A 14,544-nucleotide genomic window follows, 5' to 3' on the forward strand; every position below is an offset into this window, starting at 1 on the left:
GAAGGTAACTATGTCATTTAGTCAAGTTTTTCAGCAATTTATTTTAATTCGTGCCAGTGCCACTATTGTAGAGGATTGTATTACTAATAACATTCTTATGCACAAGTGGTTAAATCCAATGTTACGTTGTGAACCTGTGGGCAAATGGGATACATTTGTGGGAAGTCGTAGTAGATTTATCATAAATATTCCCTTTTTATATCCATCTTTAGATAGTGTTGTGGTAGAACGAGAACCTGGTTTAATTGTCTGGGAGTTTAAGGGCTTTTTTCGAGGTCGAGATCGCTGGGAATGTCAACCAGAAGCTGAAGGTACTTGTTTATTAAATCGTTTTGAATTTGAGATACCGAATCCTGTAATTCAATTCGGTTTTAATAAGTTTGCTGCCTCATGGACAAAAGCAGATATGGAAGCTCAACTGCGACGTTTGAAGAGAGTAGCAGAAGAACAATACTATTATAAATGTTGAAAGAGGACTCCAGTTATAATCGCGAGATTTAACGGTGAGACGGGGCGTATAAACGGAGCGGGAAACCTAAATTGTTAACAGATAATTAACCTGAATCCTCAAAAAAAGTCTGATGATAACAGGGGATTAAAAGCTCTGTCAATCTTAGATAATACTTAACTAGGGCTTGCTGATTAAATCTAAAAGTATTTACAGATAAAGGTTTTAGCCTTTTTTGGGTCGAAAAAAGTACCTGGTTTTCAGCTCTTCACGCTCAAAAAGGAGCGTATTTTAGGCGCATAGTTGGGCAGAATAATCTTGGGACAAAACTTAGCTCCTACCTCCTCGCTCCCGATCCATTTCTCCCCTCCTGGGAGGGGGAGGGGCGAGGGGTGGGTTGTCTCCTGTCTCCTACCCTCACCCATAAGACTTTATTCAGCAAACCCTAACTATTTACACTCAATGTCTTACCTTTCATCTGATGATTAAACAATTTTCAATTGACTTACATAAATGTTCTAAGATACATTTGATTGAACAATGAATCAATGTAATTTGTGGTGTTGGTTAGCGTTGGCGGAGCCTAGCGGCAGCTATATCGCGAACCCACACCCTCACTAATAATGATGATCCCACTCCTATAAAAAACCTCAATTTTTGACAGAGTGGATATCCTTTAAATCCTTACAAACAATAGTTTTGAAGTGCTTGTCACCCCGTGAGGTAAACTCCTTATTTTCAATTTTATCTTCTTACTTTCTGCGCAGCACTCGGGTTAAATTTATCAAAAATTATGACAACAAATTAGTTTTCAACAATTAATAATTATAGTAGTCAGCATGACTGTATTTGACATATCAAAAACTTAAAACTCAGACAACGAAAATTTTTATTTCGGCCTTCTACCTTCTTAAAAGAAGAGGTTTTCAACCTTAATTATTCAGTAAAAAATATTAATTTTAGCTGAAATAATTGAGAATTAACCTTCTTCTTTCTTGCTTCTTTTACCTTCCTGACCTGTAGACTACTCACAGAATAATTTTTGTACCTGTGGCTGGGCCTTGAGAAAATCTAGCCCTCTTTTTGCAACATCAATAGTCTCTACAAAAAATGTTTCAATACCTTTAGCATCAATCAAAATTTTATCTGTCCATTTAAACTCTTGCACCATTTCTAAAAATGATATTTCTCCATCACTAATCATTCGATTAACTGTATCAATAATATCGTTAGTTACTTGAGATACATTACTATCTGGAGAAAAATAACGACTAAATTGTTCTACACCAAGTTTACCATAACGCGATTCTAATAATGTATTTACAAAATCAGCTTCAACTTCTAATTTATAATTTAAAATTTCCCGAACTGTATCGATATTTTCCTGAGTAGCATTTGCAGTTAAAAACAGTGACTTTAGTTGCTCAGACTGTTCTCCTGTCTCAGCAAAAGTTACTAGATCGGCAATAGCTATGGGTATATTCAAACCGTCATAGGTAATTTTAATTTCATCTATAGCATCTGCTGGTTGAGCAGTAAAGATTAAAACACTACTAATAATTGCCAAAAATCCGGCAAAAAAAAGGTAGAAAAAATTTGATATTCCTTGATTAAAATCAGCAATTTTTTTGGATTTATTGTTCCACTGCCCTGAATTAAAAATATTTTTCATTCTACTATTCCTCAAAAATTAATAATTACATTTGTTCAATGTATTTTCACTCTTGTATATAAGGTCTGAAAGATGAGAGATGGGGTTCCCCAAATCTGTCATATTCAGTTATAAATCTTGACTCATACTAGCCAGTAATTGTCTAATTATATCTGCATCCTCTGCTTGAGGAAGATTTACTAGATAACTCTCTAAATCTTGACGAGCTTCTGCCCAAAAATTTAACTGATAATATAATACGCCTCGGTCTCGCTTTTCTACAATTGCATCAGGAAATAATAATAAAATCCGGTCGATAGCTGCAATAGCTTTTAACCCCTCATTTCGGTTCAAATAAATTCCTTTAAGATTTGTCAACATTCGTGCTAAAAATTGTTTTTTACTTACCTTTGCCAAAAACTGAGGTTGTAGCTCTACCGCTCGACCATAAATCCTGGCCAATCTTTCTTGACAATCTTGAGGAAAAAGAATTTCACCTCGATCAAAAGCATCTACATATATGCCAGCTTCTTCAAAATCAGGTCGAATTAAAAAATGTCCTGGCATTCCAATACCAACCATCGGAAAATTAATTCTATGAGCAATTTCTAGATAAACGAGGGATAAAGTAATTGGAATACCAGTGCGTCTTTCTATTACTTGATTCAGAAAACTATTCTGTGGATCGTAATAGTCAATTGTATTTCCAGCAAAGCCTAAATCATCATAGAGATAGTTATTAATACTTTTAATAATTTGTAGAGGGTAAAGCGTTTCTGGTAGTTTTTCTCGAACTTCATCTGCCATGGTATCCAGAGCATTCAGATATTCATCAGGGTCAAATTCTAGTTCATATTCTAAAGCTAAATAAAGAGCAGCTTTAGCTAAATCTATTTTTTCATCAGGTTGATTAATTTCTGAATAAAATGACTGTCGATATTGGGAATAATTCATCTTGAAAATATTAAGTATTAGGTGGTAGTTTGGCAGTTTTTAACAATTAACAATTACCTCTCAAGGAGAGGGTATCTGTAAATAAAATATTAAATTCTGGTGTAGGGTGGGTTAGGCGCAGATTAATAGTTAAACTTCATAGTTGTCGCTATGATTAGCCGTAACCCACTAGAACCAATTTTTTAACATCCCTGAAGATTTATTTTATAGATACCTTCTGAAAAGAAAAGGATTAACTAAAAGGAAAATTTTTTATTTTTTCCTCTTTAAAGGAAAGGCTTTAAAATTTAATTATTTGGTAAATGAGAAAGTTTGCCTAATGGGACAAACTTTATAGGTGACAAAGCGCCTAAAAGTCCCTCTAGGGAGTGGAATAATATCAATGTTCTAAAAATGTATGAAATCCTTAGCAATTTATAATTTATACCTTTTTGAGGTAAATACTGTAACTCACCAATCTGACAGATATCTTACCTGAGTTCTGCCTTGTTATTTATAACTATTCAACAGAAGATGATATTAAGTAGATGAGCATAAATAAAAGCAATATTAGAGGGCGGGTTTTTAGAACTAGATCGCGCTGAAGTCAAAGCTGTCGGTTAAACCTGCCCCTACAATTTTTTTACGTTTAATTAGACCTACCTACTTATACAAAATTGATAAATTTTTGCTACAAATAGCTAGGATATTTCTTAGGAGTCAACCCACCCCTAACCCCGACCGTGGAGGAGAAGTCAGTCTGACTGAGTCAGAATGAATAGCTTTAATAGCAATTTTTAGGTCTGAACTTATCTTTTTCCTCCAAGAGACATCTCCTATAAAGTATTTTAATTGCCCTGATTATTCGTAACATTCTTTTTTCGGCGTTGCACAGTGGCGAATGATTTGAGATTTTTGATTGAATTTGATTTTGGATTTGATAATTGCTAGAACAATTAATATTAGGTTTTTTTAGTCAAAGTCTAAACCTCTTTTTGGCAGTATCATTCCATAATGTGCAACCCCCTTTTTTCACGCTTGGTATTATACCAATTCCCAAAAGTATTGCCCAAGTATAGCAATACTTCAGTTGTCAACTAATCAGCACAAGTAAAATCACTTTTTTGCTAATTTCAGCTAAGTTAATGTTAATTATTCTTATGTTTGATTCTCCCCACACTACCCCACTACCATACTCCCCTGCTCAACAAAGTGTAGAAAAGTTTTTGATAAATGGTATTACTTACCTAAAACCTAATAGGTAATAAAGTGTCTAAAAGTCAGTCTATGGAGTGGAATAATATCAATGTTCTAAAAATGTATAAAACCCTTTTGGATGTAAATACTCTAATACCATGTATCTTTAAATGCCCACAATAAAAATTTTAGGGAACAGGGAACAGGTAACAGGGAAAAATTTATCATAGAAAACATTTTTATTATGGCTAATTAATGAGACTTGATATAACTCGCCAATATGACAGATATACAACCTGAGTTCTGCCTTGTTATTTATAAGTATTCAATAGAACATAGTATTACTTACCTAAAACCTAAAAGCTACCACCTAATAGCTGACAAAGCGCCTAAAAGTTATTCTAGGGAGTGGAATAATATCAATGTTCTCAAAATATATGAAATCCTTGGCAATTTATAATTTATACCTTTTGGAGGTAAATACTGCAACTCACCAATCTGACAGATATCTTACCTGAGTTCTGTCTTGTTATTTATAACTATTCAACAGAACATAATATTACTTATCTAACACCTACCACCTACCACCTTCTTCCTTCAAATACCATGACTTTTTCCAATTACCCAATGTCGCCGAAAGAAACGAGCTAAAGCTGATTCTTCTAAAGATAAATAAATCGGTCTGCCATGAGGACAAGTACGAGGGTTGCGAGTAAGTCGCCATTGATTTAATAAACTTTGCATTTCTGACAGACTTAAAGGAGTTCCATTTCTAATAGCACTTCGACAAGAAGTAGCTACTTTAGCAGATTCTAAATCACCACCTTTACTCAGTTCAATTAAAGCTTCAGCACAGTCATTTCTTTTAGCTAAAATTGCTGGAGCAGTACGAGCTGCCCAAAGGAAATCTCCAAAAATTTCTACTTCTATATTTAAACGTTGAAGTTGTTCTATTTGAGCTGAAGATAAATTATGCAAAATAATTGGTGGCTCTAAATAAATTATTTCCCAAGCATCACATAATTTTTCATATAAAACTCTTTCATGGGCAATATGTTGCTCAATTAACCAAATGCCATTCGGATGTTCAGCTACTATATAAGTATTGTGTAATTGAGCGATCGCTTTGAGTTCTATCAATCCAAATTCTTGATTTTTTTCTGCTGTATTATCTGGAGAAACTTGTATCGACCGACGAGTTTGATAATTCCCTGTATTTTCAGATACTTTTAATATTTTTTCCACTCTTTCTGATAAAGGAAATTCTGGCATTACTTCCATATTAAATTGTAATGCCTTAGCAATTACTAGCTCAATTTGTTGTTGCCAAAAACTGAGATTATGAAGATAAACTTCTGTTTTCGCCGGATGACGATTCCAATTTATTTGATGAGGAAAAATTTGGAAATGAATAAAACATATAGGATAGCGATCGCGAGGGCAAGTCCGCGCCAAAGAACTAATAATTTTTTGTTCTAATTCTGGTACTTTTACCACTCTTCCATTAATAGCAACTTTCACCCAATCTGGTCGTCTACGATGACATCTATCTGGCAAACCTAAGACTAATTCTAATGATTGTCTATCCAAAAATTGAGAATCTTGATATTGGAAAAAATTTGATGTTTTGAGATTTAATTCTTCTGCTTCTTGTTCATCAATTTCTTTTTGAATATACTGTAAATCACTCAATCTTACCGTAGATAAAATTTGAGGTAAAATTTGTTTTGCCGTAGCGCCAGGACTAATTTGTATCCATAACTTACTACCCTGCCAAATTTGCCAAGTAACATCAGGATAACAAAGCGCTATTTGCTGAATAACTAATTGTATACCTCGCATTTGTTGTGCCGAAGAAGGCATTCCTTGACGACGTACAGGCCATTTTCCAAAAAGATTAGAAACCTTAACAATAGTACCAGGAGCAACAGCAACTCTTTCAACTTCAACAGCCTTTCCTTGCTCGTTATAAACAACTTGCCAACCTTCATTTTCATTCTCTAAAAGAGGCGACTTAGGACGACTTAATATTTCCAAAGTTGAGAGATTAGCTAAACTATGAAGTGCCTCTCCACGAAATCCCAAACTGGTAATTTTTGTGAGGTCTTGAAGATGAGTAATTTTGCTCGTACTATGAGGATTAGCTGCTTGTTTTAAATTAGCTAAATTCATACCCATACCATTATCAGAAATTTGCACTCGCCACTGTTCAGAAATGATAGAAATTATGATGCGAGTTGCACCAGCATCCAGAGAATTTTCTACTAATTCCCGTACTACTGCTGCTAAAGAATCAATCACTTCTCCAGCGGCAATTAAATTAACAACTTCTTTGGGTAAGGTTTGAATTTTAGATTGCATTTGCAGACACAGATTTGGCCACGGATTTACGGATTAGTCCAGTAAGGAAAATAATCATAATGCCAGCCCGCGATTATTATCATAATACTGTCAAATCTGCTATTCAAAAAGACGGATGGAGAATCACTGAGGATTCATATCTTCTTAAACTTACAAGGAGGAAAAATTTATTTGTTGATCTAGGTGCAGAACGTCTAATTGCGGCAGAAAAAGGACTAGAAAAAATTGCTATTGAAGTCAAAAGCTTTGGGAGTGCTTCAGAAATGAAGGATTTAGAACAAGCTATTGGTCAATTTGTATTGTATGAACATATTTTAAATCGTTACGAACCTGAGCGAAAATTATACTTAGCTGTTTCTGAAGAAATACGTCAATCAGTGTTTGAAGAAGAAGCTGGAATAATATTAATAGAAGATCGAATATTACGTCTTGTTAGCTTTAATCCCACTCAAGAGGAAATTGTTAAATGGATATTCTAAACATTGAACTCAAGGAAGCAATTATCAAAGTATTACAAGACTATGTTGAATATATCGGAAATGACCCAGAAATGCAATGTCAATTAGTCATAGATGAAACTGGAAATCATTACTTACTAATAGAAATAGGTTGGCAAAATAGTAGGCGAATTTATGGAACTCTTATTCATATCGACATTATCAACCAAAAAATTTGGATACAACATGATGGCACAGAAGAGGGTATTGCTAATGAACTTGTTAATTTAGGTATATCTCATCAGCAAATTGTACTTGGTTTCAAAACACCTGAGCGACGTAAAATTACTGATTTTGCTGTTTATTAATTAAAAAGAGGGAACAGGGAATAGGGAACAGGTAACTATGACTAAGATTTAGACAAAAATCACAAGATTATCCTATGGCACTGGAGAAATATCAACAAGCCCTGGAATTGTGGCGACAACAGGAGATTTCGTTTGGACAAATGGTTTCATTATCAGGAATGGTTAGAACCTACGAGTCATTAAAGAAGTATTCCCAGGCTTTGGATAGAGGCAAGGAAGCTTTATCGTTGTCCAGTGAACTGAAAAATGACTTGCTCAAAGCTAATACTTTTATTTTAATAGGTAGGGTCTATCAAGCTGAAAATAACTATCAAGAAGCCTTGTCACATTTAAAACAGTAGTGGGAGCATATTGCTCCCATTAAGCAGCGCTGTTCATCGCCATCTACCATTACGCGAGTACAACTACCGATTAATCTAAACAAAGTTTAGCTATAAATCACTATTTACTTAACTTACTAATAGGACTTACGCATGAGGTACGAAAAATTAGGATTTGAGATTGCTTTCCGTTCCGGACTGCTCCGCAAACCCTGTCGCTCGCAATGACGAAAATACCTTGTACTGCGTAAGTCCTAACTAATAGGCATCTCCAATAATAAAAAATAAAATCAATTATTCCAGAGAAATTATCAATTCTTTCCCCCTACTCTGTACGGACGCCCTTATGCAACGTCCCTACTGCCTACTCCCTCCTTTCTCACCGTAATAACTAGCAACAATAGCCACCATCAACCACCAAAGCGTATTAATTTGAGGACGATACCAAACAGTATCCACCAAACCATGAGCCATTAACCCTACCATCGCCACCATTGCCCCAATTAACCAATACCCTTGACGATCGCCTGCATCTCGCAAACGTCTTAAATTTAATACACCTTGATTGAATGTCACCAACAGCAACCATAAAAAAGCAGTAAAACCAATAAAACCAGTTTCCACAATAATTTCTAAAGGTACTGAATAAGCACTCAAAGCACTATAACGGGGTCGCTGATAAAGAGGATAAATTTTGTTAAACACATCATTTCCCGGTCCAATACCCAAAACCGGGCGATCGCGAATCATATCAAACACAGACATCCAGACATTCATCCGAAAATTATTACTACTATCTTGACGACCTGCAAAAATACTAAAAACGCGATCGCGCAAAGGCTCTAATAACACGACCGCCAGAATTAATAACCCTGCCAAACTTCCTACAGCTATTGGCAGCGACCAAGTTTGCCAAAAACTGGGCATATAGATGCTCCACCAATACCACATTAAAATTAACAGAGCAAACATCAAAGCTATAAACCCTATCCAACTGCCTCTACTACCTGTATAACGCAAACAAGCACAATTCACTAGCAACATTGTTACTGCCAACAATTTCTGTGGCCAACTACGCCAGGCGATAATTGCGACAAAGCTCAAAGCAATGGCAGGTAGTAAATATCCACCTAATAAATTAGGATTTCCCAAGTAACTATATACGCGAGTAATACCAGCTTGAGCAGAAGTAGGGTCGTTCCAGGTAGCAAGGGGTTCAACTTTGTCTATCCATTGACGAATACCGTAGAAACTGACTACCAAAGAAACCAATAAATATATACTAATTAACCAAGAGCGGAGTTTCGGCGATCGCAATACCATTGCTCCTAAAACAAATAACAATAGATAAAGAGTTAACTTGACCCATCCACTAAAAGCAGCCATTCTTGCTGGCGAAGTTGCCATTGCTAATGTGGCAATACCCCAATAAACGAATATCAGTAGATGAATAGGAGTTAAATATTCCTGAGTGTTATCTGAAACAGCAAGCAATACCCAAAACCCTGCACCAGCAAGTAATAATAAACCAATCAGAGCAGTATTTACAAAAGGAGCTAGACTAAATACAATTGCCAGCAAGACAAAACCCAAAGCTTCTCCCCATTGCATTAACCAACTACCTCGTCGCCAGTTATGGAGGGAACCATTAATTAAACCATAGAGGTAGCTAGCATTTAGCCATGGAGAGTTAGAAAAAGAAAGATTAGTTAATGTTAATTTCTGCCAAACTGAGTTCATGTTGTTACCAATTAAATAAATAATCTTACAAATAGTATAAGCAAGTAAAGAAAGTTATTTTTGAGAAAAATATAGCACTAATACCAATTCCCAAAAATAATGCTATACTTCCAATGCAACTTCAGTTATCAACTGATAATAATAATTCAGTAATGTTTGTAAGGATTATCGGCATTAATACAAAATATCTTATGCCTTTAAACCCTACTCCCTACTCCCTACTCCCTACTCCCTACTCCCAAGGAAATGTAGCAAGACTTTTTATAAATGGTATAAGTACCTATGCAAAATTAATTACACATCCTACTGACTCCCTATTGCCTGTTGCCTGTTGCCTCTCTCAAATAGGAAATTTATTTTGCACGACTACTTACAAGAATTGGTTAAGACATTTTTCAATCCTGTTTGCGGAGTGTTCCTGCAGGAAAAACCCTTTTTACAGTTAGCTATTCCCTGTTCCCTGTTCCCTATTCCCTATTTTAAATAAGAAGAAAACTATTCCCTATTCCCTACTTAGAAAGTGGCAGAGTTAAAATATATCGATAGCCTAATTCCGTAGAACCTTGAACCCAGAAAGAGCCACCATTTTGTTCAGCTAACTGACAACTTAACAGTAATCCCAATAGCTCGCGGGTAGGTTCAGCTGCAATATTTTCTCCTTGTATTGACGTTTTGTCAAAAACTATTGTTGTTAGTTCATCAAATGTTAGCTGTAATCTATTTAGTATTAAGCTAGACTGATTATCCTGGTTTTCAATCTCTGATAACTTGTGAGAATATAGTTGAGCATGAGGAAGATTATCTCCAAGGATAGGATGAGAAACCCACAGTGCAATCTTAAAATCTTCTTGCTTTTCAGACAAATGAATTTTTACTTCACTCCCTGAAACTGTAGATTTAATTACACTATAAATTAAGTTGTATAATGTTTGTTCTAAAATTGTTTTATCAAAAAAACAAACCCGGTCGCTAGATCCAGCTAATAATTGAACTTTGATCTGCTGATGAACTGTTTCTGCTTCTAGGTCTGTTACTATTTGCTGACAGATATTTTTCACATCAACAGGAGTTTTTTCTGAATTTTGGCCATACTCATATAGTTTTGTTAAACCAATAATTTCTTCAACTAGCAATCGTAAATATTGACTTCTTTCATGAATCACTTCTACATATTTTCTCTGCTTATCAGTTAGAGAACCATAGATTTCTTGGTGGAGAACACTTGCCATCCCCATCACAGAAGTTAAGGGAGTTAACATTTCTTGGCTCAAAAGACTTAGTAGCTTATTTTTAATTAAATTAGAGGATTTAATAATAGATTCTTTAGTCATTACAAAAAATTAGGCGGGGGATAGTTTTGTCAAGTTTTATTAGTGGTATAGTAGAAGGAAGAAGGCAGAAGAAAAAATATTGTGTTGTCTGAGTTTTAAGCTTTTGATATGTCCTCACCTCCCCTTCAACTGCTATACTAATTCACTCAAATTATTTCACAAATAATTCAAAACTTGGTATTTGAAATAATTTTCTAAATTTATTTTCAGTCAAAGCTTTTAATCTATATATTTATAATTTTATAGCAGATAACAGTGAAAAAAAATTTATCCTGATTGGGACATCATCAGTCTATATCCGCGCCCTACTTGTCTATTGCTATAATTTTTAACTTTCGATTTCTGTTTAAGTAGTTAACTAGCTATCAACATTTCAGCATTTCCGTACCGGAATGCTCCGCAAACAGCCTTCAGCGGGCTAAAAGCTTGGGTTTAAATTCTCGACTTCTAGCTTATCGTTTAATTTTATAGCACTAGGCAAATAGGGCGCGGACATTTATAAATGCTCAAAGTTAGTCAGGGATTATTTTTGTACGGACAAACGGCCGAAAGCTTGCGCATAACGATCGTTAACGCCACTACTGACTTATGACTTTTGACTTGCGCGTAGCGTTATAGGAGGGGTCGCGTATCCACTTCTCAAAAGCTGACTGCTAAACACCTAGCGGCTGTTTGCGGAGCATTTCAGACCGAAACGCTTTTTAAACCGAATAACCGAATTAATTGTATATTTTATTTTCTATTCCCTATTCCCTTTTCCCTACAAATGTTAAATTAATTTTTGGCACAGATACTATCATTTAATCGTTTCTTCCAGTGCCTCTTGCAAATCTTGAGTCAGCTCTGATATAGCTGTACGACGTTTAGTTTTGTAACTCTCCCAACGCTGGGAAACAGAAATTGGTTGTCCCACTGTCATGTATACTATTTGTTTTCCTAGTATCGGACGCTTGAGAGGATTACCGCCCTTAATGCGATTAATCATATCCCATATTAGTAGAGTTGTATCAGAAAACCTTTCTACTGTCGGTTTTTCCGTAATATATTTGCCACTAACCGCAACAAAACTTTCGACTAATCTCATGTGCCACATTCGCAGACTAGCCTCTTGTGCAAGTCGGTTTGCAAGACCTCTGTCTACAGGAGAAAGAGTCGCCAAATTTTCAATATCTTCTCTATATATAAAATCCCAACCCGCTTGTTCTAAACGACGACAACGATCTATAAAATTACCGTTGGCCTGAATTTGAAAATATTCTTCTGCCACTTCCAAAGCAACATCAAGAAGAGCATTGAGGCGAGTGGCGATCATTTCATTCATTTGGTCATCTATTAAAGATTGTTGGGAAGAACTTTCTTGAGTTGACTTGGGTAAATCTCGGTGGTAAAATTTTCGGTAAAATTCTTCCATTTTTTCTAATAAATGAACTCCTAATCTCAAAAGTCGTTGGTATAGTGCAGAAGGTGCTAATTTTTGCTGATGAAAAAGATTTTCTGAACTTGAAAACAAACCACTATCTTTTTCCAGCTTACTTAAAAGTCGCTCTATATTTTCCCATGGTTCACCCAAGTACTTGTATTGAATACCTATTGGTACAATTAAAACTTCTTCAGAACGAGTTGCTTGATGTATATCTTCAACACACCAAAATCCCATCTGGGCAATACCAGGCTCTAAGGGACTAACTCTTTCATTGTGGCCATTAGTACCTCCTTCTGGAGCAGCCATCATTGGTAAATTGCCATTGGCAAATAATTCACGAGCTGATTTTAGTCCCTGACGGTCTATTTTTCCTCGGTGAATTGAACTTCCTCCCAAATATGAATACCATTTACCTACAAAATCACCAGCCCATAAAGGAATACCTCGGTCAAAGAGAAAATGATAGTGGAGAAGAGATGGAAGGGTAATTCCTTGTTGTTTAGCAAATTTGGGCAATAGATACCAGATCATATACCCTAGACAGTAAGGGTCGTTGGCATTAGGATGACGAAATGCCATCAGAAAGCGGTTTTTCCCCTGATGGAAGTTTTGATATAGTTGGGCTAGGGTTTCTAGGTTATCTGCTTGTACGTCGGCGACAGACACTTGGTACTTAAGCCACCAAGGTAACATTAGCTTTGTACCTAGTCGTACCAGTGGCTTGAAGTTGGGTGGAATATATTTTAGGGGTGGTTGAACGTGGATGGTTGAGTGGGACATTAAAATTTATCAGTTACTTATGGGTTAAATATTAGATTTTCCTGCGAGCTATTTGTCTATTCCCTACTTTCTAATGCTTCTACCCTTTTTTCTAATAATAGTATTGTATGAATTGGGGTTGGCTTTCTTTATACTCCAAAAATTCCGCCAATACACTTACCACTACTTCTGTTTTAGACATCTTTGTTTGATTAATATAATCTTTAAACTTATGCAAAAGTTGGAGCGAGATTATAACTTGAAGAAGGAGACAGGAGACAGGAGACAGGAGGAAAATTACATGGGGATTCGCTCCCCCAAGTAATTTTGAACACCCTGTAGACGGTGGGGTATTAAACCCACAAAGAAAATGATAAATCTGATATTTTTTTCTAACTAATCATTACTGTCTGTCCTGTTTGTGTATATGAACAACATCATATTACATGGCAAAAACTTTAACATAATTTTATATACTAGAAAATATTTCTACTTTGATATATGTATATAGCAATCCTATTTAAGTTGCGGGTAACAATCTCTTTAAATTTAGGGAACAGGGAATAGGGGTAAAAGTTTCAGAGTTTTTATATATCCTTATATTTTTTACAAATCATATCAAATCCGTTTAATATGGTATGAAAATATTGTCCATATTCACCATTACCAAATCTTGATAACTTTTTTTCTTCTTGTACGAGCGTTAATAGCAATGCTACCGGATTTAAATCATTTGGGATTACTGTATGATCGTATTTTTGACAAAATATTTGGGTGCATCTCACATTTGCAAAAATACTTTTTTCCTATATATTCCCTATTCCCTGTTGCCTGTTGCCTGTTCCCTAAAAGCGATAAATTTTTAGCTTTATTCAAAATTGAGATGCACCCAAAGATTTCCTACTGCTATAGTCTTAATAGTTAAAGGCTAGAAATAAATATTTTAATTTCTAGCAGATATATATTTTTGATTTTTTTTCACTGCCACTCTTCTAATTATTCTATCCAATTTTGCAATAAATTATTAATTTGTTCTCGTCGAGTTTCAAAACTTGCAGCTATCCAAATAAAGACAATTCCTACTATTAAACCGATGCTCCACTTGAAAAAAGAGTAAAGAGAGTTCAGGATAATTAGTTGATTAAAAGCGTTGATGAAAAATGTGACTGTTCCTATATAAAGAAAAGCTCTAGTTGGTAACACTAATCCTGGAAAAATAACAATTACACTAATTATTCCTGGTAGTAAACTAGTCTATTGATTTTCTAATAAAGCTATAAAACAAATTATTTCACTGCCAAAAAGTCGTAAGTTATGCCGAATATTTCTGTTTTTAGGTAATTTCAAAATAGGATCGACTTTAGCGATATAAAGTATAATATATATGCTAAAAGTACTAAATATTGTCCGGTTAAAAGCCCTGTAAAAAAAAGAATGCTACAAAAAGGTGCATATCGTTTAAAGATACTTAAAAAAAACCGATCCAATTAATTTTAGATGGTTATATATATATGATTTTTACTGATAACTGAATTCCGCAGTTCCGACCACAAGAGGCTAACTGAAATTACCTTTT

Annotated in this window: 10 protein-coding genes and 1 pseudogene; 4 read left to right on the plus strand and 7 right to left on the minus strand. The window is 35.1% G+C overall.

Annotation, left to right across the window (positions count from 1 at the left end):
* The first annotated feature begins 10 nt into the window (after positions 1-10).
* Positions 11-469, plus strand: a complete 459-nt coding sequence (locus F6K06_RS05940) for an SRPBCC family protein (protein WP_124146003.1) — start codon at positions 11-13, stop codon at positions 467-469.
* Positions 470-1,472: 1,003 nt separating this feature from the next.
* Here F6K06_RS05940 and F6K06_RS05945 read toward each other — a convergent pair.
* From F6K06_RS05945 to mutL, 3 genes are all read right to left on the minus strand, one after another.
* Positions 1,473-2,120 (minus strand): alpha/beta hydrolase, encoded by a 648-nt coding sequence (locus F6K06_RS05945; RefSeq protein WP_124147089.1) that lies wholly within the window; start codon positions 2,118-2,120, stop codon positions 1,473-1,475.
* Positions 2,121-2,228: 108 nt separating this feature from the next.
* On the minus strand, positions 2,229-3,053 hold the full coding sequence (locus tag F6K06_RS05950) for a SirB1 family protein (RefSeq protein ID WP_124147090.1): 825 nt from the start codon (positions 3,051-3,053) through the stop codon (positions 2,229-2,231).
* Between the two features lie 1,773 nt (positions 3,054-4,826).
* Positions 4,827-6,590, minus strand: coding sequence for a DNA mismatch repair endonuclease MutL (gene mutL / locus F6K06_RS05955; RefSeq protein WP_124147091.1), 1,764 nt, complete (start codon positions 6,588-6,590; stop codon positions 4,827-4,829).
* 59 nt (positions 6,591-6,649) lie between these two features.
* Between mutL and F6K06_RS05960 the strand changes: the two genes are divergently transcribed.
* The 3 genes and pseudogenes from F6K06_RS05960 to F6K06_RS05970 form a co-directional block, all read left to right on the plus strand.
* Positions 6,650-7,069: an element excision factor XisH family protein gene (locus F6K06_RS05960; protein ID WP_124147092.1), complete on the plus strand. Its 420-nt coding sequence runs from the start codon at positions 6,650-6,652 to the stop codon at positions 7,067-7,069.
* On the plus strand, positions 7,057-7,395 hold the full coding sequence (locus F6K06_RS05965) for a XisI protein (RefSeq protein WP_124147093.1): 339 nt from the start codon (positions 7,057-7,059) through the stop codon (positions 7,393-7,395). Before F6K06_RS05960 ends, F6K06_RS05965 begins: the two co-directional genes overlap by 13 nt.
* A 62-nt stretch (positions 7,396-7,457) precedes the next feature.
* A pseudogene (locus F6K06_RS05970) lies at positions 7,458-7,736 on the plus strand (tetratricopeptide repeat protein); the annotation flags it as partial.
* A gap of 336 nt (positions 7,737-8,072) precedes the next feature.
* Here F6K06_RS05970 and F6K06_RS05975 read toward each other — a convergent pair.
* The 4 genes from F6K06_RS05975 to F6K06_RS05990 form a co-directional block, all read right to left on the minus strand.
* Positions 8,073-9,455, minus strand: coding sequence for an IctB family putative bicarbonate transporter (locus tag F6K06_RS05975; protein ID WP_124147094.1), 1,383 nt, complete (start codon positions 9,453-9,455; stop codon positions 8,073-8,075).
* A 509-nt stretch (positions 9,456-9,964) separates the two neighbouring features.
* Positions 9,965-10,786: a sensor histidine kinase KdpD gene (locus F6K06_RS05980; RefSeq protein WP_124155306.1), complete on the minus strand. Its 822-nt coding sequence runs from the start codon at positions 10,784-10,786 to the stop codon at positions 9,965-9,967.
* 796 nt (positions 10,787-11,582) lie between these two features.
* On the minus strand, positions 11,583-12,989 hold the full coding sequence (locus F6K06_RS05985; RefSeq protein ID WP_287240344.1) for a 1-acyl-sn-glycerol-3-phosphate acyltransferase: 1,407 nt from the start codon (positions 12,987-12,989) through the stop codon (positions 11,583-11,585).
* A gap of 975 nt (positions 12,990-13,964) precedes the next feature.
* Positions 13,965-14,171 (minus strand): hypothetical protein, encoded by a 207-nt coding sequence (locus F6K06_RS05990; protein ID WP_124147097.1) that lies wholly within the window; start codon positions 14,169-14,171, stop codon positions 13,965-13,967.
* Positions 14,172-14,544: the final 373 nt, after the last annotated feature.

It is taken from the genome of Okeania sp. SIO1H4 (assembly GCF_010672695.1).
In the GTDB taxonomy this organism is placed as follows: domain Bacteria; phylum Cyanobacteriota; class Cyanobacteriia; order Cyanobacteriales; family Microcoleaceae; genus Okeania; species Okeania hirsuta.